At 69.2% G+C, this 24,629-nt stretch carries 25 protein-coding genes; 13 read left to right on the top strand and 12 right to left on the bottom strand.

Going from position 1 to position 24,629, the window contains the following annotated elements; genetic code table 11:
- Nucleotides 1-203: 203 nt before the first annotated feature.
- From ABZ824_RS30025 to ABZ824_RS30015, 3 genes are all read right to left on the bottom strand, one after another.
- Nucleotides 204-809 (bottom strand): ATP-dependent Clp protease proteolytic subunit, encoded by a 606-nt coding sequence (locus tag ABZ824_RS30025; protein WP_356967041.1) that lies wholly within the window; start codon nt 807-809, stop codon nt 204-206.
- 63 nt (nt 810-872) lie between these two features.
- The gene (locus ABZ824_RS30020; protein WP_356967039.1) at nt 873-1,715 is read right to left on the bottom strand and encodes an SDR family NAD(P)-dependent oxidoreductase; all 843 of its coding nucleotides are present in this window, start codon (nt 1,713-1,715) and stop codon (nt 873-875) included.
- Nucleotides 1,712-2,584 carry an SDR family NAD(P)-dependent oxidoreductase gene (locus tag ABZ824_RS30015; RefSeq protein ID WP_356967037.1) on the bottom strand — a complete coding sequence of 291 codons (873 nt, stop codon included), beginning with the start codon at nt 2,582-2,584 and terminating at the stop codon, nt 1,712-1,714. The genes ABZ824_RS30020 and ABZ824_RS30015 overlap by 4 nt, the downstream gene beginning before the upstream one ends.
- A gap of 141 nt (nt 2,585-2,725) precedes the next feature.
- Between ABZ824_RS30015 and ABZ824_RS30010 the strand changes: the two genes are divergently transcribed.
- Nucleotides 2,726-3,262 carry a helix-turn-helix transcriptional regulator gene (locus tag ABZ824_RS30010; RefSeq protein ID WP_355075767.1) on the top strand — a complete coding sequence of 179 codons (537 nt, stop codon included), beginning with the start codon at nt 2,726-2,728 and terminating at the stop codon, nt 3,260-3,262.
- 87 nt (nt 3,263-3,349) lie between these two features.
- On the opposite strand, the gene ABZ824_RS30005 is transcribed toward ABZ824_RS30010, so the two are convergent.
- On the bottom strand, nt 3,350-4,918 hold the full coding sequence (locus ABZ824_RS30005) for a hypothetical protein (protein ID WP_356967035.1): 1,569 nt from the start codon (nt 4,916-4,918) through the stop codon (nt 3,350-3,352).
- Between the two features lie 406 nt (nt 4,919-5,324).
- Nucleotides 5,325-5,936, bottom strand: a complete 612-nt coding sequence (locus tag ABZ824_RS30000) for a TetR/AcrR family transcriptional regulator (protein ID WP_356967033.1) — start codon at nt 5,934-5,936, stop codon at nt 5,325-5,327.
- 90 nt (nt 5,937-6,026) lie between these two features.
- Between ABZ824_RS30000 and ABZ824_RS29995 the strand changes: the two genes are divergently transcribed.
- A complete protein-coding gene (locus tag ABZ824_RS29995; protein WP_356967031.1) occupies nt 6,027-7,235 on the top strand; it encodes an acyl-CoA dehydrogenase family protein in 1,209 nt (402 codons plus the stop codon).
- Nucleotides 7,232-8,287: a phosphotransferase family protein gene (locus ABZ824_RS29990; RefSeq protein ID WP_356967029.1), complete on the top strand. Its 1,056-nt coding sequence runs from the start codon at nt 7,232-7,234 to the stop codon at nt 8,285-8,287. Before ABZ824_RS29995 ends, ABZ824_RS29990 begins: the two co-directional genes overlap by 4 nt.
- Nucleotides 8,288-8,305: 18 nt before the next feature.
- Here ABZ824_RS29990 and ABZ824_RS29985 read toward each other — a convergent pair whose 3' ends face one another.
- The gene (locus ABZ824_RS29985; RefSeq protein WP_356967027.1) at nt 8,306-9,580 is read right to left on the bottom strand and encodes a lipase family protein; all 1,275 of its coding nucleotides are present in this window, start codon (nt 9,578-9,580) and stop codon (nt 8,306-8,308) included.
- A gap of 110 nt (nt 9,581-9,690) precedes the next feature.
- Nucleotides 9,691-10,365: a hypothetical protein gene (locus ABZ824_RS29980; protein WP_356967025.1), complete on the bottom strand. Its 675-nt coding sequence runs from the start codon at nt 10,363-10,365 to the stop codon at nt 9,691-9,693.
- Nucleotides 10,366-10,724: 359 nt separating this feature from the next.
- Between ABZ824_RS29980 and ABZ824_RS29975 the strand changes: the two genes are divergently transcribed.
- Complete coding sequence (locus ABZ824_RS29975) at nt 10,725-11,048, top strand: YbjQ family protein (RefSeq protein ID WP_355075979.1); 324 nt, start codon at nt 10,725-10,727, stop codon at nt 11,046-11,048.
- 5 nt (nt 11,049-11,053) lie between these two features.
- Here the strand turns inward: ABZ824_RS29975 and ABZ824_RS29970 are convergent, their stop codons facing one another.
- Complete coding sequence (locus tag ABZ824_RS29970; RefSeq protein ID WP_355075756.1) at nt 11,054-11,863, bottom strand: APH(3'') family aminoglycoside O-phosphotransferase; 810 nt, start codon at nt 11,861-11,863, stop codon at nt 11,054-11,056.
- Nucleotides 11,864-11,997: 134 nt separating this feature from the next.
- On the opposite strand from ABZ824_RS29970, the gene ABZ824_RS29965 reads away from it, so the two are divergent.
- Together ABZ824_RS29965 and ABZ824_RS29960 are read left to right on the top strand one after the other, a co-directional pair.
- Nucleotides 11,998-12,495: a MarR family transcriptional regulator gene (locus tag ABZ824_RS29965; RefSeq protein WP_356967023.1), complete on the top strand. Its 498-nt coding sequence runs from the start codon at nt 11,998-12,000 to the stop codon at nt 12,493-12,495.
- Nucleotides 12,496-12,504: 9 nt separating this feature from the next.
- Entirely contained in the window at nt 12,505-15,072 is a 2,568-nt protein-coding gene (locus ABZ824_RS29960; RefSeq protein ID WP_356967021.1) for an MFS transporter, read from the top strand.
- Between the two features lie 103 nt (nt 15,073-15,175).
- Here the strand turns inward: ABZ824_RS29960 and ABZ824_RS29955 are convergent, their stop codons facing one another.
- Nucleotides 15,176-16,195 carry a crotonase/enoyl-CoA hydratase family protein gene (locus ABZ824_RS29955; RefSeq protein WP_356967019.1) on the bottom strand — a complete coding sequence of 340 codons (1,020 nt, stop codon included), beginning with the start codon at nt 16,193-16,195 and terminating at the stop codon, nt 15,176-15,178.
- A gap of 108 nt (nt 16,196-16,303) precedes the next feature.
- Between ABZ824_RS29955 and ABZ824_RS29950 the strand changes: the two genes are divergently transcribed.
- Both ABZ824_RS29950 and ABZ824_RS29945 read left to right on the top strand, forming a co-directional pair.
- Nucleotides 16,304-16,903 (top strand): TetR/AcrR family transcriptional regulator, encoded by a 600-nt coding sequence (locus tag ABZ824_RS29950; RefSeq protein WP_356967017.1) that lies wholly within the window; start codon nt 16,304-16,306, stop codon nt 16,901-16,903.
- A 262-nt stretch (nt 16,904-17,165) separates the two neighbouring features.
- Nucleotides 17,166-18,026 (top strand): cutinase family protein, encoded by an 861-nt coding sequence (locus ABZ824_RS29945; RefSeq protein WP_356967173.1) that lies wholly within the window; start codon nt 17,166-17,168, stop codon nt 18,024-18,026.
- 1 nt (nt 18,027) lies between these two features.
- Here ABZ824_RS29945 and ABZ824_RS29940 read toward each other — a convergent pair whose 3' ends face one another.
- Nucleotides 18,028-18,477, bottom strand: a complete 450-nt coding sequence (locus ABZ824_RS29940) for a MarR family transcriptional regulator (RefSeq protein WP_355075745.1) — start codon at nt 18,475-18,477, stop codon at nt 18,028-18,030.
- A 92-nt stretch (nt 18,478-18,569) separates the two neighbouring features.
- Here ABZ824_RS29940 and ABZ824_RS29935 point away from each other — a divergent pair, with 92 nt between their 5' ends.
- Nucleotides 18,570-19,355: a class III extradiol ring-cleavage dioxygenase gene (locus ABZ824_RS29935; RefSeq protein WP_356967015.1), complete on the top strand. Its 786-nt coding sequence runs from the start codon at nt 18,570-18,572 to the stop codon at nt 19,353-19,355.
- A 9-nt stretch (nt 19,356-19,364) separates the two neighbouring features.
- Here ABZ824_RS29935 and ABZ824_RS29930 read toward each other — a convergent pair whose 3' ends face one another.
- A complete protein-coding gene (locus tag ABZ824_RS29930; protein WP_356967013.1) occupies nt 19,365-19,733 on the bottom strand; it encodes an Rv3235 family protein in 369 nt (122 codons plus the stop codon).
- Nucleotides 19,734-20,078: 345 nt separating this feature from the next.
- On the opposite strand from ABZ824_RS29930, the gene ABZ824_RS29925 reads away from it, so the two are divergent.
- The 4 genes from ABZ824_RS29925 (at nt 20,079) to ABZ824_RS29910 (ending at nt 23,744) form a co-directional block, all read left to right on the top strand.
- Entirely contained in the window at nt 20,079-21,326 is a 1,248-nt protein-coding gene (locus ABZ824_RS29925) for an alpha/beta hydrolase (protein ID WP_356967011.1), read from the top strand.
- Nucleotides 21,327-21,428: 102 nt separating this feature from the next.
- Nucleotides 21,429-22,523, top strand: a complete 1,095-nt coding sequence (locus ABZ824_RS29920) for an LLM class flavin-dependent oxidoreductase (protein ID WP_356967009.1) — start codon at nt 21,429-21,431, stop codon at nt 22,521-22,523.
- Entirely contained in the window at nt 22,520-23,125 is a 606-nt protein-coding gene (locus ABZ824_RS29915) for an FMN reductase (protein WP_356967007.1), read from the top strand. Before ABZ824_RS29920 ends, ABZ824_RS29915 begins: the two co-directional genes overlap by 4 nt.
- Before the next feature lie 70 nt (nt 23,126-23,195).
- Entirely contained in the window at nt 23,196-23,744 is a 549-nt protein-coding gene (locus tag ABZ824_RS29910) for a YceI family protein (RefSeq protein ID WP_356967005.1), read from the top strand.
- Nucleotides 23,745-23,786: 42 nt separating this feature from the next.
- On the opposite strand, the gene ABZ824_RS29905 is transcribed toward ABZ824_RS29910, so the two are convergent.
- On the bottom strand, nt 23,787-24,626 hold the full coding sequence (locus ABZ824_RS29905) for a DUF72 domain-containing protein (RefSeq protein WP_356967003.1): 840 nt from the start codon (nt 24,624-24,626) through the stop codon (nt 23,787-23,789).
- Nucleotides 24,627-24,629 lie beyond the last annotated feature (3 nt).

Here is a 24,629-nt window from a genome sequence, read left to right as displayed (position 1 = left end):
ATGATCGGGCCCCTCCGTGGTCACGCTGCGCTGCCGCCTCCGGGGCTGACCGATCATGCTGTGCCCGCTTCCGGCATGATCGGGCCCCTCCGTGGTCACGCTGCGCTGCCGCCTCCGGGGCTGACCGATCATGCTGTGCCCGCTTCCGGCATGATCGGGCCCCTCCGTGGTTACGCTGCGCTGCCGCCTCCGGGGCTGACCGATCATGCCGAGATCCCGATTCGCTGGCGTTGCGGGACGATCTGCCCGAACGAGTCGACGATGTGGTCGATGAAGCCGTACTCCTTGGCCTGCGCGGCCGTGAACCACCGGTCGTGCAGCGAATCCTCGTAGATCCGATCGAACGGCTGGCCGGTGTCCTCGGCGATGATCCCGAGCACGGTGTCCACGGTGTAGCGCAGATCGTCGGCCTGGACCTCGACGTCGACGGCCGTGCCGCCGATGCCCGCCGATCCCTGGTGCATCAGCACCCGGGCGTGCGGCAGCGCGAAACGTTTACCCTTGGTGCCCGACGACAAGAGAAATTGTCCTGCGCTGCAAGCCAATCCGAGCGCGAGCGTGGAGACTTCGCACGGCACCAGCCGCATGACGTCGCGGATGGCGAGCATCGAGGGGACCGATCCGCCCGGCGAATGGATCCACAGTGAGATACCCGCATCGGGATCCTCGGCGGCGAGCGTGAGCAGCTGGGTCATCAGCAGCGTCCCGTTGTCGTCGTCGAGCGCGCCGTCGAGCACGACGATGCGGCGACTGAGCAGTTGCTCGCGTGCCCGCCAGCTGAACATCGGAGTCTTGTCATCGTGAGCCATGGCTCCACGGTGCCGCACGCGTGGCGCCGGACCGTTCCCCTGCTGCCCTCGGCAGATCCGCTCTCAGCAGTCGAGCGAGGGATCTCGAACCGGGGCGGCGAACGGGCCACGCAGCCGTTCGGTCACCTCCCACAGCCGCAGCGCGGTATCCCGGTCGTAGGACGCGTCCGAGCTGCGCGTCTTGGTGAAGCGGTTGTAATAGGCCCCGTTCACCAGATCCCGCGTCGTCGCCAGGTGGACGACCGGCGCGGCGCCTTGCCGCGCGGACAATGCCGTCAGGTGCAGCATCGCCACCCGCGCCCGTGGGAATTCTCGGCCGAGGTCGGTGCGCACGAAGCCGGGATGCAATGCGGCCACAGTCAATTGCGGGTACCTGCGACGCAGTTCGTAGGTGAACAACAGGTTGGCTAACTTGGTACGGCTGTAGGTCACGAACGGGTCGAAGTTCCGCTCGCTCGGCAAGTCGTCGAAGTCGATGCGCACCGGGCCCGCGCGGAACATCGACTGCCGGTGGCCTTCGGAATTGACGTTGACCACCCGGCCGCCGCCGCGACACAGCAACGGCAGCAGTCGTCCGGTCAGGGAGAACGGCGCGAGATGATGGACGGCGAGATTCAGCTCGATTCCCTCGCCGGTCACGCGACGTTCGGGCGTCATGACACCGGCGTTGTTGATCAAGATGTCCACGCCGTCGAACCGCTCGGCGACCTGCTCCGCTACGTGGTCGATACCCGTCGAGACCGCCAGATCGGCGCGCACGAACCGGCCACCGGTCTCGCGAGCCAGCCGCGCGCCTTTGTCCGCGTCGCGGCCGACCAGCACGAGGTCGTGGCCGTCCTTCGCCAGCCGCAGTGCCGCTTGCCGTCCCAGCCCGGACGTGGCTCCGGCGAACACGATCCGGCTCATCGCGCCGCTCCGGCCGCTACGTCGGATTTGCCCAAGCCCAATGCACCGGCGATCACCCGATCGCGCAGGCGGAAAGGCAGATACGCGAGTATCCGCAGCATGCGTGCGTCCGAACTCGCGACGTAGCAGTCTTTGGGCCGCCTGGCCTCGGCTGCCCGCACGATCGCGTCGACCACCGTGCCGACCGGCCGTGTCTTCTGTTCCGCCAGCGCCTTATCGACGGCGGCCAATTGTGCGCGGTAGAGCTCGACACGGTCGGCGTCGGCCAGCAAGAGTGCTTCGCGCGCAGCCGATTCGGCCTTGGCGAAGATCGTCGTCTCGAGCGCGCCCGGCTCCACCACAGAGACCGGGATGCCCCAGGGCGCGAGCTCGACGCGTGCCGCGTGCGACAACGATTCGAGCGCGGCCTTGCTCGCCGAGATCGGTCCCAGGTACGGCATCGCGGTGCGAGCGCTCGCCGCGCTGATGTTGATCACCCGGCCGCCGCCCGTCCGCAACAGCGGAAGTGCGGCCACCAGGACCCGGTGCGGGCCGTAGACGTTGATGTCGAACTGCCGGTGCAGTTCCGCGTCGGGGACCAGCTCCAGCGGCCCCTGCACGATGACGCCCGCGTTGTTCACCAGCACCTGTAACCCGGCTGGGCCACGGTCGGCCGCGACCGCGTCGAGCGCATGGCGAACGCCCGCGCTGTCGGTCACATCGAGTTCCACCGGCACGACGTTCGCGTGCCCGAACCGGGGGGCGTTTCGCAGCGTCCGCACTCCGGCGTAGACGCGGTAGCCCCGCGCGGCGAATGCCTCAACGGTGGCGGAACCGATTCCGCCGCCCGCACCGGTGATCAGCACCGCCTTCGAACCCTGAGTCGTCATATCAGCCTCCATAAGTAGGCAACCACATGTTCCTTGCAACATGTATAAATCTACATGTCGAAACAGTCAAGACGGTGAAGTACGGCAGAACGACAGAGGTACGCTCCAGCCGGGCCACCGATCACGGAATAGGGAGCGTCGATGTCACTGCGTCACGGGTTACTCGGACTTCTCGCCGACCAGCCCGGCAGCGGCTACGACCTGACGCGCCGATTCGAGGAGATGCTCGGCGCGATCTGGCCCGCCAAGCATCCCCAGATCTACGGGGAGCTGACCAGGCTCGCGGAAGAAGGACTGGTCGAGGCGGCGGCGGAGGGCCCGCGCCGGCGCAAGGAGTACCGCATCACCGACGACGGCGTCGCCGAGTTGCGCCGCTGGCTGGTGCACGTCGATGTGGACCACACCATCCGTCTGGAACCGGTCCTGCGCTCGTTGTTCTTCTGGCTGTTGAACTCCGACGAACTGGAGGCGCACCTCACCAGGGAAGCCCGGTTCTACCGGGAGAAGGCGGAAATCTACCGCGAGTACGCGAACGCCAAAGACCGCGGGGACTTCGGCGACTCCCCGCAGACCCGCTCGATGCGTGTCACGGTCGAAGCCGCGGTCCGACTGTACGACGCCCTCGCCGAGTGGGCGGAGTGGGCGAAGACAGCGCCTTTGTCCGACCCGGAATCCTGACGATCCCAGCGTATTCCGACCGGAAGACGCCGATGCCCGCCGGGCGCGTGGTGCGCCGGCGGGCATCCTTACCGGGGGGCGTACTCGCTAGGACTCGCGACCCGCGGTGGAGGCGGAACGCTGCCTGCTGGTGCGGGCGCGGCGGCGTTCGGCCTGCAGTTCGGCGAGTTCCTGCTCGAGGATGTCGGCGACGCGGAACGAACCGGTGTCGTAGATGTCCGGCGGGCGAGCCGTCGGCGCTTGCGCGACGTCGGGCGCGGGGCTGTCCTTGCCGTTCTTCGGCTCCGGCGTCGAGCTGTCGCTCTTGCTGTCCGCCAGCGGTTGCCGGGTGACGGCCGGGATCTCGGCCGTCGAGACCTCCGCCTCGGCCACCGGCGTACGCGGCTTGGCCGGCGGCGTCTGCCGGACGACCACCTTCGCCGCGGAGTCTTCGGCGGGCACGCGCGCGGCCGGCCGGGACTCGGCCTTCGCGGCCGATACCGGTGCGGGCTCGTTCGCAGCGAGCTTCTTCCCGTTGGCGGCGGGCGCACCGCCATTGGTGACGATGACGTCGGTGTCCTTGACCTGCACCGGCGACGTGGGGCGCGCGTCGAAAGCCACCATCGCGTCGAGATCTTCGATGGACTCGGGCAGCACGGGCTTGCGGGGCGCCTCGACCGGCGGCCGCTTCTTCTCGGCTTTCACCGTGACCACGGGCTGCTCGTCGGAGACCTCGGGCAGGAACTGGATTTCGGCGACCTCGACCACGTCCTGCTCGACGACCTCCTCCGGGGGCGCCGCGACAACAGGAGGCGGTTCGTAGTGCCTCTGTTCGGGTGGAGCGCTCGGCGCCTCGGGCGCGACCGGCGCGCGGTATCTGGGCAGCGTGAGCCGGATCTGCTCGGCCGGGTCGGGCAGGTCACGGACCTGCTCGGTGGCCCTGGCGATGGCGAGGCCGTAGCGAGCGCTCGCGGCGTCGTGGATGAGCAGCGCGACACCGATCATCACCGGCGCGATGGCGTGCACGGCCGCGTCGTACCAGGCGCCCGCGCGCAAGTAGGGATAGGTGTTGAGGCTGACGGTCAGCGCCAGCAGGGCGACTTCGGCCGTCGCGACCTGGCGGCGGTTGTCGATCACACCCCATTCGGCGACCTTGTTCGTGCCGATCATGATGATGATCAGGCAGACGCTGATCATGCCTTCGAGCAGGTAGCTGAACCAGTAGAGCGGATCGGTCGCGCCGCCGGGAGCGATGTTGTGCTGGACGTTGACCGCCGACCACAACATGCCCGCCGCGACGACACCCGCCAGCGCGCGCAGCGACCAGGACCGATGCCGATACAGCGAGGCCAGCTTCGCGTGCGGGCTGGATTCGCGTCGCTGCGCGGCAATCGCCTTGCGGGCGAGCAGGAGATCTCGCATGTCGGCCTTCTCGATCGCTTCGGTGGTCTGCCTGGCGCGGTCGGATGCCGCGGCGGCAGCCTGCGCCTCTTTCCAGCGCTGTCCGCGCTCCTGGGTGCGAATCCGTTCGGCGAGCTCACGTTCGGCATACAGTTCGTCCTCCGACAGCGCCTCGGTGAGCGCGGGATCGAACTGGTAGGCGAGCCGTCCACGGGCCTTCTCGACCCGCCTCGCCAGCTGTGTAACCTCGTCCTCGATGGGATGTTCGATGACCATCAGCGCTCCCCGCACGGGAGACGCGATGGCAGACAAGTGATCACGTATGGCAACGGCACGTTTCATTCATAGTCGATCCACCGCTACCGGCGAAACTGTTCATTTGCCATCTCGCAAAACTATTCGGCGTGCCGCGGACGACACACGCTGTGCGACGTGATTTCCCGGCGGTCGCAGGCACTTCCTTCCCCGTGCGCCAGACCATTGATCGCTCTATGCTGAACTGGCGCGCTTTCCCTTCGCGGCGGCGCGTGCGCTCCCGCAGCGCGTTCGGATACGCCGGTGCCGTCGAGATTCGCCCCTCGGCGGCACCGGGCCGACCGCGTTCCGCCATTTACGTGCACCGAGTATTTCGCGCGGCCATTCCGGCCCGCCGAATCGCGGAGGCCTTCTCGCACCGGGCGGCTCACTCCGCAGGCGGATCCGCCCGGCATTCGGCGTCCACCGAGTCGAGCACCCGCGACAACGTGTCGAACAGCAACGAGTCCAGCCGGTCCTGGTCGACGTCGTCGCGGGACAACCACTGCACCGTCAGGTCCTCGGCCATCGCCCACCACGAACGCACCACCAGGCGCTCGGCGGTCGACCGCGCGGGCCTGCCGAGCGCGGCGAACACCCGATCGGTCAGTTCGTCGTGCATCCGCTCCATGATCGATTCGAGGACCGGGTCCTGCCCGGCGGCGCGCAGCAGCCCCACCAGCGGTCCGCTGCGCTTGCGCATGTAGCTCACGAAGTTCGCGATCATCGAAGCGAGCGGGTCCGCGGCGTCGGGGTCCGGGCCGGTGGCGCGCAGGAATCGCTGCGACGCGGCGCGGACGAGTTGCGCGTAATAGTCCTGCTTGGTCGGGAAGTAATGGAACAGCAGCCCGCGCGAGATGCCCGCCTGCTGCGCGACCGCGTCGACGGTGATCCGGTGCCAGGGCCGGTCGATCAGCATGCCCAGGCCGATTCCGATCAGCTGCCTGCGCCGGTCGTCCGCCGAGCGCCGGCCGCCCGGCTCCACGGCGACCTCGGTCATCCACCCTCCTCTATTGAGCAATGCTCAACAATATGCTACCAATGACCTGACCGGAAGTTGAGCAATGCTCAGCAGACCTCGAGGATGGGTATGGACTTCACGCACTCCGATCGAGCCGTCCGCCTCACCGATCAGGTGCGGCAGTTCGTGCGCGACGAGATCGAGCCGCGCGACGAGGAGCACGCCGCCGCCCTGCGGGAATCGCCATGGGCGGTTCCGCCGGTGGTCGAGGAGCTCAAGAAGAAGGCGCGGGACGCGGGTCTGTGGAACCTCTTCCTGCCCGATCCGGAACTCGGCGCGGGCCTGAGCAACGTCGACTACGCCCCGATGGCGGAGGCGATGGGCAGTTCCGGGTGGGCGCCGGAAGTGTTCAACTGCAACGCACCCGACACCGGCAACGCCGAGGTCCTGCTGCACTACGGCAGCATCGAGCAGCGGCAGCAGTGGCTGCGACCGCTGCTGGACGGCACGATCCGCTCGGCGTTCTGCATGACCGAACCCGAGGTGGCCTCCTCCGACGCGACCAACATGTCCGCGACCGCCGTGGTGGACGGCGAGGAGATCGTGCTCAACGGCCGCAAATGGTGGAGCACCGGCATCGGCCACCCGAACTGTAAATTCGTCATCTTCATGGGCCTCACCGACCCGGAGGCGCACCCCTACCAGCGGCATTCGATGGTGCTGGTTCCGCTGGACACCCCGGGCGTGCGGGTCGAACGGATGCTCACCACCTTCGGCTACCTGGACGAGCCCTTCGGCCACGGCGAGGTCACTTTCACCGACGTGCGGCTGCCGCTGGACGCCGTGATCGCCGGGCCGGGACGTGGCTTCGAGATCGCGCAGGGCCGTCTCGGTCCCGGCCGCATCCACCACTGCATGCGCGCCATCGGCCTAGCCGAGCGCGCGCTCGAACTGGGCTGCCGCCGCGCCCTGTCGCGCACCGCGTTCGGCAAGCCGCTGGCCAACCTCGGCGGGAACCGCGAGCGCATCGCCAACGCGCGCGTCGCGATCGATCAGGCGCGGTTGCTGGTCCTGCACACCGCCTGGCTGCTGGACACCAAGGGCTTGGCCGGCGCGCGCAGCGAGGTCTCCCAGATCAAAGCGGTCGTGCCGAGGATGACCCAAGAGGTGCTGGACATGGCGATCCAATTGCACGGCGGGGCGGGGCTTTCCGATGACTTCCCGCTGGCGCGCGCGTTCGCCGGCATTCGTTCGCTGCGCTTCGCCGACGGCCCCGACGAGGTGCACCTCGGCGTGATCGCCCGGCAGGAGCTGCGTAAATACGGGACCGACCGGTGAGCGCTCCGGAGGCCACCGCCGTCCGCGCGGAGGACGCCTTCGACGTCGCCGCCCTGCACACCTGGCTCGCCGAGCGGGTTCCCGGTCTGAGCGAGCCGCCCGAGGTGCGCCAATTCTCCGGCGGCGCGTCCAATCTGACGTATCTGCTGCGCTACCCGGATCGTGACCTGATCCTGCGCCGTCCGCCGAGCGGAACGAAGGCGGCTTCCGCGCACGACATGGGCCGTGAGTTCCTGGTGCAGGAGCGGTTGCGTCCGCACTATCGCTACGTGCCGCGGATGGTGGCCCGGTGCGCCGATCCGGACGTGATCGGCAGCGATTTCTACGTGATGGAGCGGGTGGCGGGGACGATCCTGCGCGGCGATCTGCCGGAGGGCACCAGCCTGTCCCCCGATCAGGCGAAGCGGTTGTCCACCACGGCTTTCGACTGCCTGATCGAATTGCACCAGGTCGACCCAGAGGCGGCCGGTCTCACCGGAATCGGCAAAGGCGCGGGCTATGTCGGCCGCCAAGTCGCGGGGTGGTCGCGGCGCTTCGTGAACGCGCGCACCGACAATGTCAGCGATTTCGCCGCGGTGATGGCCTGGCTCGATGCCAACCAGCCCGCGGACGTCGCCACCACCGTCATCCACAACGACTTCCGGCTCGACAATCTGGTGCTGGATCCGTCGGGCTCCGGCGCGATCGTCGGTGTGCTCGATTGGGAAATGGCGACGCTGGGCGACCCGCTGATGGATCTCGGTGGCGCGCTGGCCTATTGGGTGCAGGCGGACGACGACGAGGTCATGCGGGCCTCCCGCCGCCAGCCGAGTCACCTGCCCGGCATGCTGACCCGCGCGCAGATCGTCGAACACTATTGCGCGCGCACCGGCCGTCCCGCCGAGAACTGGCCGTTCTACGAGGTCTTCGGGCTTTTCCGCCTGGCGGTCATCGCCCAGCAGATCTACTACCGCTACCACCACGGCCAGACCACGAACCCGGCGTTCAAGGATTTCTGGAAGATGATCAACTACCTGGATTTCCGCTGCCGGAAGGTCGCGGGCCTCGAGTAACACGTCACGCGAACTCCGTCATCGACCGAGCGCGATGGACCCCATATCCGTGACGGCGCAGCCGTTGGCGACCGGTATCCCGGCGAATCTGTCGCGCAGCCAAGCGACCACGCTCTGCTCGGCAAGGGTGTTGAGGGTCAGATGTTCGCTCGCGTGGTCACGGATGTAGGTGACGCGAGCGGCGGGGTCGCGGCAGTAGGCGGCGGCGAGTGCGTCGGCGGGACCGATCGGGACGAGCCAGTCCGCGGTCGCGTGGTAGAGGAAGACCGGTGCGTCGGGCACCGACTTTCCCATTCTGGTGCGGTCGAAGACCGCGCGCAGCACCGGCGTGTGCAGTAGACCGCCCTGGACCAGGCTGTCGATGTCGAGGAACGGTTCCGTCGCGGCCTGATACAGCACGCAGCCGCTGTCCTTCGCGTCGAGCAACCGCCGTCCCGTCGGCGTCGCGTTCGCCCGCAGGTAGGCGTCCAATTCCGGCTCCTCGCGGGCCAGACCGATGATGGCGGCCGCGACCAGGCCCGCGCCCGGCCCCTTGTTCGCCGCCAGCGACAGCGCCTCGAGGTCGACGTCGGTACCGCCGGAGACGACGCCGACCAGGTTCACCTCCGGCGCGTAGGAGCTGCGCGACTCGGCGCCGTGCAACGTGGGGACCGAGCCTCCGGAATAGCCCCACATCGCCACCTCGGTATCCGGTCCAGGCAGTCCCAGCGGACCGAACCGCTCCGCGGCGCGGATGCCGTCCAGGGCGATCCGCGCGGCCAGCGGGCCGTGGGCGAACGCCGAGTTCGGCCCTTGATGATCCGGCACCACGACCGTCCACCCCTGCGCCAACAGCGCCGCAGCGCTGCGCAACGGGTCGATCTGCCCGTCCAGCAGACCGGCCCCCATCGACCGGCGCACGGTATAGGACGGCGCGCAGAAAAGTCCGGTGGAATCCTCGGCGGCGTGCAGCGACACCAGCTTCCCGTTCGCCGCGGGCGGTTTCAGCAGCGTCGCGACGGCGGCGATGGGCTGGTCGGCGCTGTTGTTCGACCGGTAGGAGATCTGCCATGCCTCGGCATCCAGCGCCCCGGGCGCCTGGTTCGCGATGGTGACCGGCCGCGCGGCGAGGATTCCGCCGGGCCGCTGGGCGCCGACCAGCTCGGCGGGCGGCCGATAGAAGGGGTCCTGCTCCGGCGGCGCCGGATCCGCCACCGCCGGGAGTTGCGGCTCCGCCTGCGACGGCGGGCCCGGTATCGCCAGCAGCACCGAAAGAGCGGTTCCGACAACCGCGCACCACCGTGCGAACACCACCGACGACCTCCCCTTGGAATCGATCGCTTATGCACCGCATTTCGCGCCGATCGACCGCCCCGGCAGTGGCATCGTAACGAAAGTCCCCGCGCTCAAACGGGAGATCGGACTCAGTTCGGTGCGGTGATCTTGGCGATGGTGGATCCGCCGTCGGCGGTGACCACGGTGACGAACTGCCGGTAGGTGCGGCTCGTGGCGTCGGGGCGCAACTCGGTGATGACCACGTCGTAGCGTCCGTCGAGCATGGGGGTGATCATGACGCAGTGCTGCGTTCCGGTGGGGACGGAAGCGATGCCCGCATCGATCACGGCGACCGGCGGCACCACGGCGTCGGGCGCCGTCAACGATCGCGCTACCGCTCCGGACCGGGTCGCGTAGTAGGCGTGCTGGAAGGCCAGGATCACGTCCGGCCCCGAGGCCGTGGAGCCGGTCCCGTTGCCGCGCACCAACTGTGCGCCCCGGGTCGGCTCACAGCCGGGACCGCCGCCGAGCACCGGGTCCGCTACCGTGGCCGATTGCCGGGGAGCCGACGCCGCGTCGGTGTAGACCAGGACCAGCGCGGCCGCGGCGAGCGAGGCGGCCAGCCCGGCACCGCCGACCAGCCACGCGCGCCGAGCCCCGCGCCGGGCACGGCGTCGATCGCGGTGGGTCCGATGCCGGTCGCGTTCCCGGCGCGGCGGCGGCTCGTTGGCGGAGATCATCCCGGGCCACGTGGGCACGCGTCCGGCCCCGACCTGGCCCGGGCGGGCGCGTCGGCCGCCGGGCTCGGACGTGTTCGACGACATGATCTCGCCGCACCCCCTTTTACCGGTGCCTATTCGGCCACCGTGGGTTCCCTCTCAATGCCGTTGCGCAATAACAACATTGCATATCTCTTCGGATTCTGTCGGTCGAATGCTCAACAGGCAAGGACGAACTCCGCCACGACAGTCCCGGAACACGCGAAACCGGCCGATCGGGACCGGGCGGTCGGTGCGATTCCGGCCTCCGGGCGATCTCGCCGCGGACGGAAGCGACGCGGCCGCCCTGCCGCCGTAGCATCCCGCACATGAGCCAGCCGATGCCGCCGCCCTATCCGCAACATCCCGCGCACCAGCCGCCGCAGCCGTATCCTCCGCCCCCGCCGCCGGGACCGCAGTTCCCCATCCTGGTCTCGACCATGAACGACGTTCCCGGACAGGAGATCGCCCGGGTCTTCGGCGAGGTCGCCGGGCTGACCGTGCGCAGCCGCAGCTTCGGCTCGAACTTCAGCGCCGGTTTCCGTTCGCTGGGCGGCGGGGAGATCCCCGAGTACACCCAGCTGCTCTACCAGTCGCGGCACGAGGCGATCATGCGGATGTGTCAGCACGCCATGTCGTTCGGCGCGAACGCGGTCATCGCGATGCGCTTCGACTGCAACGAGATCGCCGGGACGATGAGCGAGGTGGCGGCGTACGGCACCGCCGTTCTGCTCAAACCCTCTGCGTGATCGAGCTAACCCCAGGTCAGCGGGTCCAGATGGAGGAAGAAGCGCTGACGATCGGCATCCAGCTCGATGCCGTAGCGGGCGGCGAATGTCCGGTCGGCCTGTTCGGCGCGGCGCTCGTCTTGCCATGACTCCCGGGAATTGGCGAGCAGCAAGGCGATATCGGCGTAGGGGTCGGCGATGCCGAGACGCCCGAGGTCGACGAAACCGGCCACCGTGTGCGTTTCCGGATCGAGGATGATGTTGGGCAGGCACAGATCGCCGTGGCACACCACGGCTTCGGCGAACTCCTGGGTCATCCTCGGCTCCAGCTCACCGGCCAGCCTGGTGAGCAGGACGGTGGGCGGAGTGCCCTGCTGTTCCTCCGGGAGGAACTCGGTGTGCACCGCACCCCGGACCACCACGTCCTGGGCCATCGCGAACATCCGCGCCAGGCCACGATCGAACGGGCACTGCTCGGTGGGCACCTCGTGCAGGCGCCGCACCGTGTCCGCGATGGATTCCCAAGCGCGGCCCAGTGTCTCGCCGGATACCGCGTCCGCGGGCACGCCCGGGACCGCGCTGGTCACCAGGCAGGCGCCATCGTCGCCGTCCCGCCAGTCCAGCACCCGGGGGCCGGGCATATCGTGGCTGTCGAGCCAGACGATCTTGTCCCGCTCCAGCGCGAGGTCCGCGACCCCACCGGGATCGGCACACTTGGCGTAGCGGGAGCCGTCGGCGGACCGGAACACCTCGGCGCCGGACTCCCCGCTGCCGACCGGCGCCCATCGGCAATCGGACGGCAAGGCGGCACGGAAGCGGACAAGCGACTCGGACACGCCATCGACGGTAGCAACGGAACCGGCGCGTGACCCACCTCGCAGACCCCCGGCAACCCGGATGTATAGTTGCTTAAAGCAACTAGTTGTGGTTGTCAATCAATGTGCTGGTGGGGAACATCGAGGTGAGTGTCATGTCCGCAACCGCTCGCGAGCGCCGGATCACGGCGGCCGAACTCGCGGCCGCCGACGAACTCGGTCAGCGGCTGGTCCGGTTCATGCGCGCGGTCAACCGGGCGAAATGGCAGCCCGTCCGGCCGGGTCCGGACGGACTGGAGCGACTCGCCTACGCCGTGCTGTTCTCCCTGGTGCACGAGGGACCGCAGCGCGCGGGCAGGCTCGCCGAACTGATGCACGCCGAGGCATCCACCATCAGCAGACAGAGCAGACAACTCGTGGCACACGGCCTGGTCGAGCGCCGGGCCGACCCGGTCGACGGCCGGGCGTGCGTGCTTGCGGCCACCGCGGAAGGCGTTCGCGTCTTCGAGGAGAATCGCGCCCAGCGCAACCGGTGGCTGGCCGACATCCTGGCCGACTGGCCCGCATCGGACCGCGACACCTTGACCGCGCTGCTCGACCGGCTCACCGCAGGAATAGAGACCACCACCCGACACCCAGCCGATCCGAAATAGGGCTCATTCATGACGACTTCCACCACCCGGGCTCCGCGGAACCCGGCCGCAGGCGCGGACACGTCACTGTCGCACCGGCAGATCCTGACCATCCTGTCCGGGCTGCTGCTCGGCATGTTCCTGGCCGCGCTCGACCAGAACATCGTCAGCGTCGCGATCGTCAAGATCGCCAACAGCCTGCACGGTTTCGACGAACAGGCCTGGGCGACCACCGCTTACCTGATCACCGCCACGATCACCACGCCGCTGTACGGCAAATTGGCCGACATCTACGGCCGTAAGCCGTTCTACCTCACGGCGATCAGCCTGTTCGTCATCGGTTCGGTGGCGTGCACCTTCGCCACCTCGATGTACCAGCTCGCCGCGTTCCGCGCGTTCCAGGGCCTGGGCGCGGGCGGCCTGATGTCGCTGGCGTTCACCATCATCGGCGACATCGTCCCGGCGCGCGAACGAGTGCGTTACCAGGGCTATTTCATGATGGTCTTCGGCACGGCCACGGTGCTGGGCCCGGTGCTCGGCGGCTTCTTCTCCGACTACGAACAGCTCGGCGGCATCGAGGGCTGGCGGTGGGTGTTCCTGGTGAACGTCCCGGTCGGCGTGCTCGCCCTGCTCGTGGTCGCCAAGGTGCTCAACGTGCCGCACCAGCGCCAGCATCACCGGATCGACTGGTTCGGCGCGCTGACGCTGACCATCTGCGTGGTGCCGCTGCTGATCGTCGCCGAACAAGGCAGGCACTGGGGATGGTCCTCGCACCGCTCGCTGCTCTGCTACGGCATCGGCGCGGCGGGTCTGGTGCTGTTCCTCCTGGTCGAGTTCTTCATGAAGGACTCCGCGCTGATCCCGTTGCGGCTGTTCAAGAATTCGACCTTCAGCGTCACCATCGCGGGCGGATTCATCGTCGGCGTCGCGATGTTCGGCGCGATCACCATGGTTCCGCAGTACTTCCAGGTCGTGCGCGGCTACTCGCCGACCAAGGCCGGTCTGCTGATGCTGCCCTTGGTGCTCGGCATCATGATCGGCTCGCAGGCCGCGGGGCGGATCACCAAGAGCACGGGCCGCTACAAGATCCTGCCGGTGACGGGCACGTTCATCGTCGCGGTCGGCGCGGTCCTGTACGCGCAGGTGCACTACGACAGCCCGCTGTGGCAGCCGCTGGCCATCGGCGGACTGATCGGGCTCGGGCTCGGCTGTTGTATGCAGACGCTGATCATCGCCGCGCAGAACGCCGGTCCGCGCTCCGACATGGGTGTTTCCACCGCGTCGGCCACCTTCTTCCGGCAGATGGGCGGCACGCTCGGCGTCGCGGTGTTCCTGACCATTCTGTTCAATCTGCTGCCGCACCGGATCACCGACGCGTTCGGCGGCGCGCTGCCACCCGGGTTCGGGGCCGAGCGGCTCAGCGGCATGCAGTCCAACACCAGCGGCATCGCGGCGCTGCCCGACGCGCTGAAGGTGCCGATCCTCACCGGCTTCACCAACTCCATGCACGGGGTGTTCTACGCCGCGGGCGCGGTCGCGCTGCTGGCCTGCGTAGTGCTGATGTTCATGAAAGAGATCCCGCTCCAGGACACTCCGGCGCCCGCCGCGCAGACGCCGGTCGAGCAGACCGAGGCCGCCGCGTCGCACTGGGACGCGGATCAGGTCTGGGAGGGCGCCGCGCAGGCGCTGTCGGAGCCGGAACCGGTGCTCGCCGCGGCCGCGGGCGGCTACGCCTCGGGCGAACCGGCGGCCAACGGCGCGTACCTGCGCGAGCCGCGGGCGAATTTCGACGGCGCCGAGCACGAAGGCCGTTCGCTCAACGGCTACGTCCATCGCGAGGACGGCAGGCCGGTGCCCGCCGCCGCACTCACGCTGATCGACCATCAGGGGCGGCAGGCCGCGCGGACGAACGGCGGCGCGGACGGCAGTTACCTCGTCGGCGTGCCCGACGCGGGGAACTACGTGCTGATCGTGTCGGCCGCGGGACATCAGCCCGCCGCGGTCAACGTGACCGTCGCAGACCGGCCGCAGCAATTCGACATCACCTTGCTCGGCTCCGGCGAGGTGTCCGGCGTTGTCCGGTCCAGCACCCTGGGCGAGCCGCTGCCGGGCGCGACCATCACGCTGACCGATCTGGACGGCGAGGTCGTCGGATCCGCGACCGCCGAGGGCGACGGCGGCTACGTTTGCCACGGCGTGGTGCCAGGCACGTACACCGTCGTGGCGGTCGCCGAGCACATGCGTCCCAGCGCGACCGCGCTGACCGTGCCGGACAGCGGATTGCTGCACCACGACATCGTTCTCACGCCGATGGCGGTGCTGGCCGGGTCGGCGTGGGCGGACGGCGGCCGGGCGGTCGCGGACGTGCAGATCAGCGTGCTCGACGCGGCGGGCGTGCTGACCGCGACGACGCGCACCGACGAGAACGGCCGCTATGTCGTCGCGGATCTCGCCGAAGGCGACTACACGGTCGTCGCCCGGGGCTATCCCGCGGTGACCAGCCGGATCACGGTGAGCGGCGGCGAGGTGGCCCACGACGTGCGGCTGGGCTACGACGTCGAGGACGAGGCGACCGGGAAGGTCCCGCCCGTCCGCTGACGGATTTTCCGGCGTACGGAGGAGGGGCGGTGGTCACCGGACCACCGCCCCTCGCCGTTCGCGCCGGTGGATTCGGCCGATTCTCACTCGGCTCAGAAGCGAATCATCCCTCCGGCCGGCCGCGTTTGTGGTCGCCGAATGGTTCGTCGCGTTCCCGGACCGCCGTGCGGAAACCGGCGGTAGCAGCGCGGGTTTGGAAGGCGTAACCCTCCGTGGTGTGCCGGGAGATCCCGTCGAAGACGGTGCTGATCATGCCGGAGTTCGCCACACCCTGGGCGTACAGCGCCGAGTTCAGCGCCAGTTTGGCCATCATCAGCTGGTTGATCGGCATGCGCGCGATCCGCGCGACGAATTCCTCGGTGCGCGCGTCGAGTTCGTCGGCCGGCCAGGATTCGATCGCCAGGCCCCATTCCACCGCTTGCCTGCCCGTAAGGCAGTCGCCGGTGAACAGCAGACGCTTGGCGCGCTGGTCGCCGAGGCGATGCGCCCACATGCCCGCCGCCGGGACACCCCAGACCCGGGTGGGCGGGTAGCCGATCTTGGTGTCGTCGGCGCAGATGATCTGATCGGCGAACAGGGCGATGTCGCTGCCGCCCGCCACGGCGAAGCCGTGCAGTTTGGCCACGGTCGGCTTGTTCGCGTGCATCAGGCTGGCGAAACCGCGGTTGAACCGACTCATCATCGCGTAGTCGATCATCGGGTCCCAGGTCCGCGCCGGATCGTGATTGCGGCCCTGCACCACCGGGTCGACGACCGTCCCCGCCGCGTCGCCGGGACCGCCTGCCACCGTGAAACTCTGCTCGGCGAACATGCTCAGGTCGTATCCGCCGCAGAATCCCTTGCCGCGCCCGGACAACAGGATCACGTGCACCCGCGGGTCCAGATCCGCGCGTTCCACCGCGTGCGCCAGGTCGTTCGGTGTGTCGGGCGTGATCGCGTTGCCCTTCTCCGGCCGGTTGAAGGTGATGCGCGCGATGCGGCCGTCCCGCTCGTAAGTCAGCGTCCGGTACTCGCGTGCGTCGTCCGGGTCCGGGCGTCCGGCCCACTGTGAGTCCGGCTGCTCGGTCCACCCGCGATACCACGCGCCCGAGTCGCCATCGGCCCTGATGTCACTGTCCGTCATCGCTTTCCCTTCGACGCTGGTCCCGAACCCGTCTCCGCAGTCTGGCGCAAACGGCGATTGACAGTCAATATTGACTGTGAAAACGTCGCGCCGACGGAGGGAGCCGGAATGGCCGGACTACGCGAGGAGCAGAAACGGGCGACCCGCGCCCGCATCCTCGACGCCGCCGCCGACCTGCTGGCCGAACAGGGCTACCGGGCACTGTCCACCCTCTCCGTTCAGCGTGCCGCGCAGGTCAGCCGCGGAGCGCTGCTGCATCACTTCCCGACCCTCGGCGCGTTGATCACCGACCTGGTCGGCCATCTGGTCGCGCGCAACGAAGCGGCGGTACGAGAGATCGCGGCCGGACTCGGCGACGGAGCCGATCCCGTGCTGCGCGCCTTGACCGCCCTCTACGAATCGATGGCGCGACCGGCGGCGCAAGCCGAGTTCGAACTGTGGACGGCCGCGCGGACCGATCCGGCGCTTGCCGAGGCGTTGCGCGTGGCCGAACGAGAAGCCGGGCGCGACTTGCGGCGCGTGGTGGACGCGCTGTTCGGCCCGAGCCTCGTCGCCCACCCCGGCTATCCGGCCGTCCGCGATCTCACCATCGCGATCCTGCGCGGCACCGCGATGTCCCGTCCGCTGCGCACTTCGGAGCGCGCCGCCACGGCAACCATCGACCGATGGGCACAGGCCATCGCAGTTCTGCTCGCACCAGGCATTTAGCAATTAGGGAGCGTCGAGGCGACCGAACTCGCTGTGATACGCGTCACTTGCGCCCCGGATTGTGCCGTCTCACACACTCTCGCTATCCTGGCTGCACTTTGAGACCACCGAGTCTCAATGCAGCCTTCGACGGGGCCGGGTTCGACCACCGCGCGGCGCCGGCGAAGGCCTTTCCTGCCGGGGAGCGCCTGCGGCGCCTGTACTACCAGGAGCAAACGCCATGCGATCGAAGTGGATCTCGGCGGCCATCGGTTTCACGGCGATGGCGCTGTCGTGCGTAGGGCCGGGCAGCGGGCCCGCCGTCGCCGAGCCCGAGTGCCCCAGCATGTACGTGGTGGCCATCCCGGGCACCTGGGAAACCACCACCGATGGCGAGCGCCCCGGCCCCGGGATGCTGGCCGGAGTCACCAACGGCCTGCCGTCCTCGGTGCGGGTCGACTACGTCAGCTACGCCGCGACCGCCTTCCCTTGGGAGACCGAGGTTTACGGCGCGTCCAAACGCGAGGCCGTCGACAACGCGCGCGGCATGATCGGAGCGATGGCCAGGGCGTGCGGCGCGACCAAGATCGCATTGCTCGGCTACAGCCAGGGCGCGGACGCCGCGGGCGATCTGGCCGCCGAGATCGGCACCGGGATCGGCGTCGTGCCGCCGTACCGGATCGCGGCGGTCGGACTCATCTCCGATCCGCGCCGCTCCCCCACCGATGCGCTGGTCGGTCCGCCGGTGGGCGGCGCGGGCGCGGGTGGTCCCCGCATCGGCGGCTTCGGCTTCGTCAGCCCGCAGACCCGCACCATCTGCGCGGTCGGCGATCTGTACTGCACCACGGCGTCGGACGATTTCGTGACCCGGTTCGCCGGCTTCCTGGCCCAGACCTCCCATCCCGACCCGGCCGATCTCTGGCGCTACCAGATGGAAATGGGCGCCATCGTCGGCGATCTGATGTCCAACGGCGGAATCCCGTTGCTGCAGAGCCAGTTGTCGGAGTCGGCGAACCAGGAACGGGCCCGGTTGCTGGACCAGTTCTACCGCTCCGAGGCGCACACCGCCTACGGCAGCTACCGCGTCGGCGGCGGCGCGACCGCGCTGTCGTGGATGCACGACTGGCTGGCGTCGCTGGCCTGAGTCAGGGCGCGAGCCGCCGCGCGACCTCGCCCAGGCCCTCCGCGACGGCGCTCTGCTGAGCGGCGCTGAGCACGTCGACGAGGACGCGGCGGACGGTCGCGACATGGTCCGGCGCGATCTGCGCCAGCCGTTCCCGGCCCGCGCCGGTGAGCACGGCGATGACCCCGCGCACGTCGGTCGGGCAGGCCTCGCGCACCAGCAGTCCGGCCTTCTCCAATTGCGTCACCTGATAGGTCAGCCCGCTTTTGGAGGTGTAGAGCGCGTCGGCGAGTTCGGTCATCCGCAGGCGGCCCTCCGGCGCGTCCGCGAGCCGCACCAGCACCTCGTACTGTGTGTGCGACAGCCCTTCCCGCTTGAGCTGCCGTTCCACCTCACGGCCCACCAGCGCGCCCGCCGCGAGGAAGCTGTGCCACACCTGCATCTCGCGCGCGTTCAGCCACCTGGTCTCCACAGCTCCACCCTAACCATATTGTTCAAATTTGAACAATCAGCTACAGTTGAGTTCGAATTCGAACTACCTGCGGCCGAGCGAGGAGGAGTGCCATGACCAGCGTGAACACCGGAAGAATGCCGGTGCTCTATCTCTCCCACGGCGCTCCGCCACTGGCCGATCACGCGAGCTGGCCCACCGAGCTGGCGGCGTGGTCGGGCGCATTGCCGCGCCCCCGGGCGATCCTGATCGTCTCCGCGCACTGGGAGGCCGCGCCGATCGCGCTCGGCGCCACCGAGACGGTGCCGCTGGTCTACGACTTCTGGGGCTTCCCCGAGCGGTACTACCAGGTGCGCTATCCCGCGCCGGGCGCGCCGGAGCTGGCCGAGAAGGTGCGAAACCTGTTGCGCGGACCCGGCGTCGCCGTGGCCGACGTCCCGGAGCGCGGGCTCGACCACGGCGCCTACGTGCCGCTGAAGGAGATGTACCCGGACGCCGACGTCCCGGTGTTGCAACTGTCCATGCCGACGCTGGACCCTGGGGCGCTGCTGGACATCGGACGGAAGCTGGCGCCCCTGCGCGACGACGGCGTGCTGATCGTCGGCAGCGGTTTCTTCACTCACAACCTGCGCGCCCTGACGGCCGACGACGAACACGTGCACTCCTTCACCGCCGAATTCGACGAGTGGGGCCGCGACGCGCTGGCCGCACACGACCTGGACGCACTGCTCGATTTCGAGCGGAAAGCTCCCGCCGCGCGCCTGGCCCACCCCCGCGCCGAGCACTTCGCACCGCTGTTCGTCGCACTCGGCGCGGGCGAAGACGACCTCGGCGCGCTGCGCACCGTCATCGACGGCTACTGGTTCGGCATGGCGCGCCGATCCGTCCAGCTCGGCTGACGCACCACGTCATCGGATGCGCAGCGCCGTCAGCCGCCAGCCCGCCGAGCGCGTCCGGACGATCCTCGCCGCCACGGCGAAACGGCGACCGCCACGGGCATATGCGGCGAAGACCTCGGCGGTCCTGGCATCCACGAGCGCCACGCTCACCCGGATCGGCACCGCGACGCCGAGTGCGTGACCGGGCACCAGACCGGCGTCGAGCAATGTGCGCACCGCGGCGACGACCGTGGCGTCGGCGACCGCGGCCAGTTGCGGTACGGGTCTCCTACGGTCGAGTACCTCGAGGACGATGCGCACCGCCGACTCGGCGAACCGGCGTGCCGCCGAGCGGGTTTCGTCCCCCGTCTGCGCGGCAGACGCATGACTACGCCGCACCGCGCTACGGATCCCGGCACTCGACCGGCCGGACACGGCGCGCGGCCGCGTGCGGCAAGGTAGCGCCCGAGCGGGCGCAGGATCGCGAACTTCGGCGCGCCCGCGGCTGTCCAAGGGCGGCTCCGGATTCGGAGCAGGCGCCAACCAATCGTGATAACCAGCCATGCAAATCCCTTCGAAACCCCGATGTCGAAACCCTGTGACGACCGATTCTGCGGACGAGACACGGGAAAACGCGCGTAGTCGGCTACCCGATTCCGCCCCGGCTCACCAGCACCCGCATCCGGCACGCACGAAGACCGACCTAGGTTGGAGGGCAGCCCCGACCGGAAACGGAGACCTTGGATGACCGACGAGCCAGGAGCGGATGTGACCGTGCCCGGAGAATCCGCGACCCCGCCTCGCCTGGCCCGCCTCGCGCTGCTGGTATCCGCCGGAGTCCTCGCCGGGTATCTCGCGCTCGGCCAATTGATCGCGATCCTGCCGGTTTCCTGGATGATGCCGCTGCTGGGCAACGCGATCGTGCAGTCGGCGGTGCTCTTGCTCGGCTCGGTCCGTGACGCGCTCGGCTCGTGGAACATGGTGCTGGCGGTGGCCGCGACCGGGCTCGCGCTCACCGCGCTTCGCTCCGGCGAGCGGGGACGGCGCCCGGCGGCCGCGGTGACCGGAGTGGCCGTCGTCGGCCTGGTGCTGTCCGTAGTCACGAGCGCGACGCTGGTGTTCGCGGCGCACGACGCGGCGGGCGTCTGGGTTCCGTTCGCCCCGGCCGTCCCGTTCAGCACCGTCGGTGACGCGCCGGACGAGACCGTCACCTACGCGACCGTCGACGGGCAGCCGATCCAGGCGGATCTGTATCTGCCCGCCCCGGGACCGGCCCCGGCCCCACTGGTGGTGAGCATCCACGGCGGCGCGTTCGTCGCGGGCAGCCGCAGCACCGACGCCTACACGACCTGGCTGGCCGACAACGGATACGCCGTCCTCGACGTCGACTACCGCCTCTCCGGCGCGACCGAGCACCGCTGGGACACCGCGGACGCCGACGTCGCCTGCGCGCTGACCTGGGCCGCCGCGAACGCGCAGCGGTACAAGTGGGACCTGCGGCGGATCGCCACGTTCGGTGAGTCCGCGGGCGGCAATCTGGCCGTCAACGTCGCGAACAAGATCAACGCGAGCGCCTTGCGGCCCAGCTGTGGCAGCGCGGAGGAGCTGCCCGAGCTGCGCGCCGCGGTCGCGCTGTACCCGGCGGTCGATCTCACCGCTTCCGGCACCGAGACCGCGCTCGGCGTCGACGCGGCCCGGCAGTATCTCGGCGGTACGCCCGAGCAGTATCCCGAGCGCTACACCGCGAGGAGCTCCGCTCCGCACGTCAGCGCAGCCTCCCCACCCACCCTGTTGATCCAGGGGTCCAGCGATCACCTGGTGCGCGCCGAGCACACCGCGGCCTACGCCGCCGCGCTCGAGACCGCGGGCGTCCCGCAGCGCTACGTCGAGCTGCCTTACGTGGAACACGCCTTCGGCACCACCGAACTCGACACGGGCGCGCGGGTCACCCGCGAACTCACCAGGACCTGGCTGGCGGAATACCTGCCGTAACCGGCGTCACACCGCCGCGCGGGGAATACTCGGGCGCCCCACCCGGTTCCTTTGGTTGCCATATCCACCAAATTGAGTCAGACTGAGAACGAAGGAGGCGTCGTGCAGTTCGGAATCTTCACGGTCGGTGATGTGACGACCGACCCCACGACCGGCCGGACGCCGAGTGAGCACGAACGCATCACCGCCATGGTGACGATCGCGCGCAAGGCCGAGGATGTCGGTCTGGACGTGTTCGCCACCGGCGAGCACCACAACCGGCCGTTCGTGCCGTCGTCGCCGACGACGATGCTCGGCTACATCGCGGCGCGGACCGAGCGGCTCCAGCTCTCCACCGCGACGACCCTGATCACCACGAACGATCCGGTGAAGATCGCCGAGGACTTCGCGATGTTGCAGCACCTGGCCGAGGGGCGCGTCGACCTCATGCTCGGCCGCGGCAACACCGGCCCGGTCTACCCGTGGTTCGGCAAGGACATCCGCGACGGCATCCCGCTGGCCGTCGAGAACTACCACCTGCTGCACCGGCTCTGGCGCGAAGACGTGGTCGACTGGGAAGGCAAATTCCGGACGCCGTTGCAGTCGTTCACCTCCACGCCGCGCCCGCTGGACGACGTTCCGCCGTTCGTCTGGCACGGCTCGATCCGCAGCCCCGAGATCGCCGAGCAGGCGGCCTACTACGGCGACGGCTTCTTCGCCAACAACATCTTCTGGCCGAAAGAGCACTTCCAGCGACTGATCCGGTTGTACCGGCAGCGCTACGAGCACTACGGCCACGGCTCCGCCGACCAGGCGATCGTCGGCCTGGGCGGACAGGTGTTCATGCGCAAGAACTCCCAGGACGCGGTGCGCGAGTTCCGCCCCTACTTCGACAACGCGCCGGTGTACGGACACGGCCCGTCGCTGGAGGAATTCACCGAGCAGACCCCGCTCACCGTGGGCAGCCCGCAGCAGGTCATCGACAAGACGCTCACCTTCCGCGAAACGTTCGGCGACTACCAGCGCCAACTGTTCCTGATGGACCACGCGGGCCTTCCGCTGAAGACCGTGCTGGAGCAGCTGGACCTGCTCGGCGAGGAAGTGGTGCCGGTGCTGCGCAAAGAGTTCGCGGCCCTGCGCCCGGCGCACGTGCCGGACGCCCCGACGCACGCGAGCCTGGTCGCCGCCCGCGACGCTGCCGTGGAGGCGACCCGATGACCCGCATCGCCGTCGTCTCCGCGGGCCTGTCGCAGCCCTCGTCGACCCGGCTGCTCGCCGACCGGCTCACCGCGGCCACCGCGGCGGCGCTGTCCGCGTCCGGCGCGGACGTGACCGTCGACGTGGTCGAGGTGCGCGAGCACGCGCGGGATCTGGCCGACAACCTGCTGACCGGATTCGCGCCGACCGGGTTGCGCGCGACGCTCGACACCGTGGCAGGCGCCGACGGCCTGATCGCCGTCACGCCGATCTTCAACGCCTCCTACAGCGGCCTGTTCAAGACGTTCTTCGACGTGCTGGAACCGGACGCGCTGGCAGGGATGCCGGTGCTGCTCGGCGCGACCGGCGGCTCGGCCCGCCACTCCCTCGCGTTGGAACACGCGCTGCGACCGATGTTCAGCTACCTGCACGCGGTGGTCGCGCCCACCGCGGTGTACGCGGCGTCGGAAGACTGGGCGTCCGCGGCGACCGAGGGGTTGAGCTCTCGGATCGACCGCGCCGCAGCGGAATTCGCCGCCGCGCTGACCAACACGCCGCGAGCGCGTGGCACCGATCCGTACGACGACCCGGTACCGTTCGCACAGCTGCTCGGCACTCACTGATCTTCCCCCGACCGATCCCACCCCCATTCACACCCAACTAGTTCAAATCTCAACTATCAAGGAGAACGCCATGTCGACCGGAACCACCAACGCTCTCACCGCGGGCACCTGGGCCATCGACCCCGCCCACTCCACGCTCGGCTTCTCGGTGCGCCACCTGATGGTCAGCAAGGTGCGCGGCCGCTTCACCGACTTCTCCGGCAAGCTGGTGATCGGCGAGGACGGCAGCGCCTCGGCCGAGGCCGAGATCCGGGTCGACTCGGTCACCACCGACAACGAACAGCGCGACGCCCACCTGCGCACCGCGGACTTCTTCCAGGCCGAGCAGTTCCCGGTGGCCACATTCAAGTCCACCGGTTTCCGGGTGAAGGGTGACGATTTCGTGGTGGACGGCGAATTCACCATTCGCGGTGTCACCAAGCCGGTATCGCTCGAGGTGGAGTTCCTCGGCGTCAACCCCGGCATGGGCCAGGGGCCGGTCGCGGGCTTCGAGGCCAAGACCGTGCTCAACCGCCGCGACTTCGGCATCACCATCGACATGCCGCTGCCCGACGGCGGCGCGGTGATCGGCGACAAGATCACGCTCACCCTCGAGGTCGAGGTCGGCCTGCAGGCCTGAGCCGCGCGGTCCCGCGGCTCGATGCCGCGGGACCGTTTTCCGTCAGAACAGCGTCATGGGCTCGGCGGCGGCGGGCTCGGGCAGCGGCTCGAGCCCGGGCAGCCGGGCCCTGACCGCGTCATGGAAACGGCGGGCCAGCTCCAGCGAGCCCGCATTGTCCGGCGTGTGCAGGAACACGGTGGGCGAGCGGCCTTCACGCAGCCATTCGGCGACCGTGCCGACCCACGGCCGCCAGCCGTCGACGGTGCGCTGGACGTCGTCGCGGCCGTGATAGCGCACGATCGGGTATTCGGTCAGCGCGCGCATCCTGCGCCGCACCCGCGGCTTCTTCGCGGCCGCCTCCTGTTCCGCCGCGCTGGCGGGCGGACCGTCGAAAAGCACAGTGGTGTCGAACGGCACCCATTCTGCGCCGACCCTGGACAGTACGTATTCCAGCCTGCGCGCCGCCTGCTCGTCCTCGAAGAACGCGGGGTGACGCACCTCGACGGCGACCCGGTACGAGCGCGGGAAGTCGCGCAGGAAACCGGCCAGCGCACCGAGATCGGTGGGTCCGAACGAACCCGGCAGCTGGATCCACAGGGCGTGGATGCGTTCGCCGAGCGGCTCCATCGCGGCGAGGAAGGACCGCAGCTCCTGCTCGACGCCGGTCAGTCTGCGTTCGTGGGTGATCGGCTTCGGCAACTTGAGCACGAAGCGGAACGCGGGATCGCATTGCGCCGCCCATGATTCGACTGTGCGCAGCGACGGCGTTGCGTAGAACGTCGTATTGCCTTCGACCGCGTTGCACCACGTGGCGTACCAGCGCAACCGCTCTCCCGGGGAGAGCTGACGTTCCTGCCAGGCCGCGTGCGTCCACATCGCACATCCCACGTGAAGCCGCATGCT

It is taken from the genome of Nocardia sp. NPDC047038 (assembly GCF_040644075.1).
Lineage (GTDB): Bacteria > Actinomycetota > Actinomycetes > Mycobacteriales > Mycobacteriaceae > Nocardia > Nocardia sichangensis.
Note: the sequence above shows the minus strand (reverse complement) of the source record. Positions and strands in the feature narration are given on the sequence as shown.

What these genes read in the sequence shown, in the direction of transcription:
- ABZ824_RS29935 (WP_356967015.1), top strand. Translation starts at nt 18,570, where the DNA reads ATGACCAGCGTGAACACCGGAAGAATGCCGGTGCTCTATCTCTCCCAC.
- ABZ824_RS29995 (WP_356967031.1), top strand. Translation starts at nt 6,027, where the DNA reads ATGGACTTCACGCACTCCGATCGAGCCGTCCGCCTCACCGATCAGGTG.
- ABZ824_RS29925 (WP_356967011.1), top strand. Translation starts at nt 20,079, where the DNA reads ATGACCGACGAGCCAGGAGCGGATGTGACCGTGCCCGGAGAATCCGCG.
- ABZ824_RS30025 (WP_356967041.1), bottom strand. Translation starts at nt 809, where the DNA reads ATGGCTCACGATGACAAGACTCCGATGTTCAGCTGGCGGGCACGCGAG.
- ABZ824_RS30000 (WP_356967033.1), bottom strand. Translation starts at nt 5,936, where the DNA reads ATGACCGAGGTCGCCGTGGAGCCGGGCGGCCGGCGCTCGGCGGACGAC.
- ABZ824_RS29955 (WP_356967019.1), bottom strand. Translation starts at nt 16,195, where the DNA reads ATGACGGACAGTGACATCAGGGCCGATGGCGACTCGGGCGCGTGGTAT.
- ABZ824_RS30005 (WP_356967035.1), bottom strand. Translation starts at nt 4,918, where the DNA reads ATGGTCATCGAACATCCCATCGAGGACGAGGTTACACAGCTGGCGAGG.
- ABZ824_RS29950 (WP_356967017.1), top strand. Translation starts at nt 16,304, where the DNA reads ATGGCCGGACTACGCGAGGAGCAGAAACGGGCGACCCGCGCCCGCATC.
- ABZ824_RS30015 (WP_356967037.1), bottom strand. Translation starts at nt 2,584, where the DNA reads ATGACGACTCAGGGTTCGAAGGCGGTGCTGATCACCGGTGCGGGCGGC.
- ABZ824_RS29915 (WP_356967007.1), top strand. Translation starts at nt 22,520, where the DNA reads ATGACCCGCATCGCCGTCGTCTCCGCGGGCCTGTCGCAGCCCTCGTCG.
- ABZ824_RS30010 (WP_355075767.1), top strand. Translation starts at nt 2,726, where the DNA reads ATGTCACTGCGTCACGGGTTACTCGGACTTCTCGCCGACCAGCCCGGC.
- ABZ824_RS29905 (WP_356967003.1), bottom strand. Translation starts at nt 24,626, where the DNA reads ATGCGGCTTCACGTGGGATGTGCGATGTGGACGCACGCGGCCTGGCAG.
- ABZ824_RS29965 (WP_356967023.1), top strand. Translation starts at nt 11,998, where the DNA reads ATGTCCGCAACCGCTCGCGAGCGCCGGATCACGGCGGCCGAACTCGCG.
- ABZ824_RS29910 (WP_356967005.1), top strand. Translation starts at nt 23,196, where the DNA reads ATGTCGACCGGAACCACCAACGCTCTCACCGCGGGCACCTGGGCCATC.
- ABZ824_RS29980 (WP_356967025.1), bottom strand. Translation starts at nt 10,365, where the DNA reads ATGTCGTCGAACACGTCCGAGCCCGGCGGCCGACGCGCCCGCCCGGGC.
- ABZ824_RS30020 (WP_356967039.1), bottom strand. Translation starts at nt 1,715, where the DNA reads ATGAGCCGGATCGTGTTCGCCGGAGCCACGTCCGGGCTGGGACGGCAA.
- ABZ824_RS29945 (WP_356967173.1), top strand. Translation starts at nt 17,166, where the DNA reads ATGGCGCTGTCGTGCGTAGGGCCGGGCAGCGGGCCCGCCGTCGCCGAG.
- ABZ824_RS29960 (WP_356967021.1), top strand. Translation starts at nt 12,505, where the DNA reads ATGACGACTTCCACCACCCGGGCTCCGCGGAACCCGGCCGCAGGCGCG.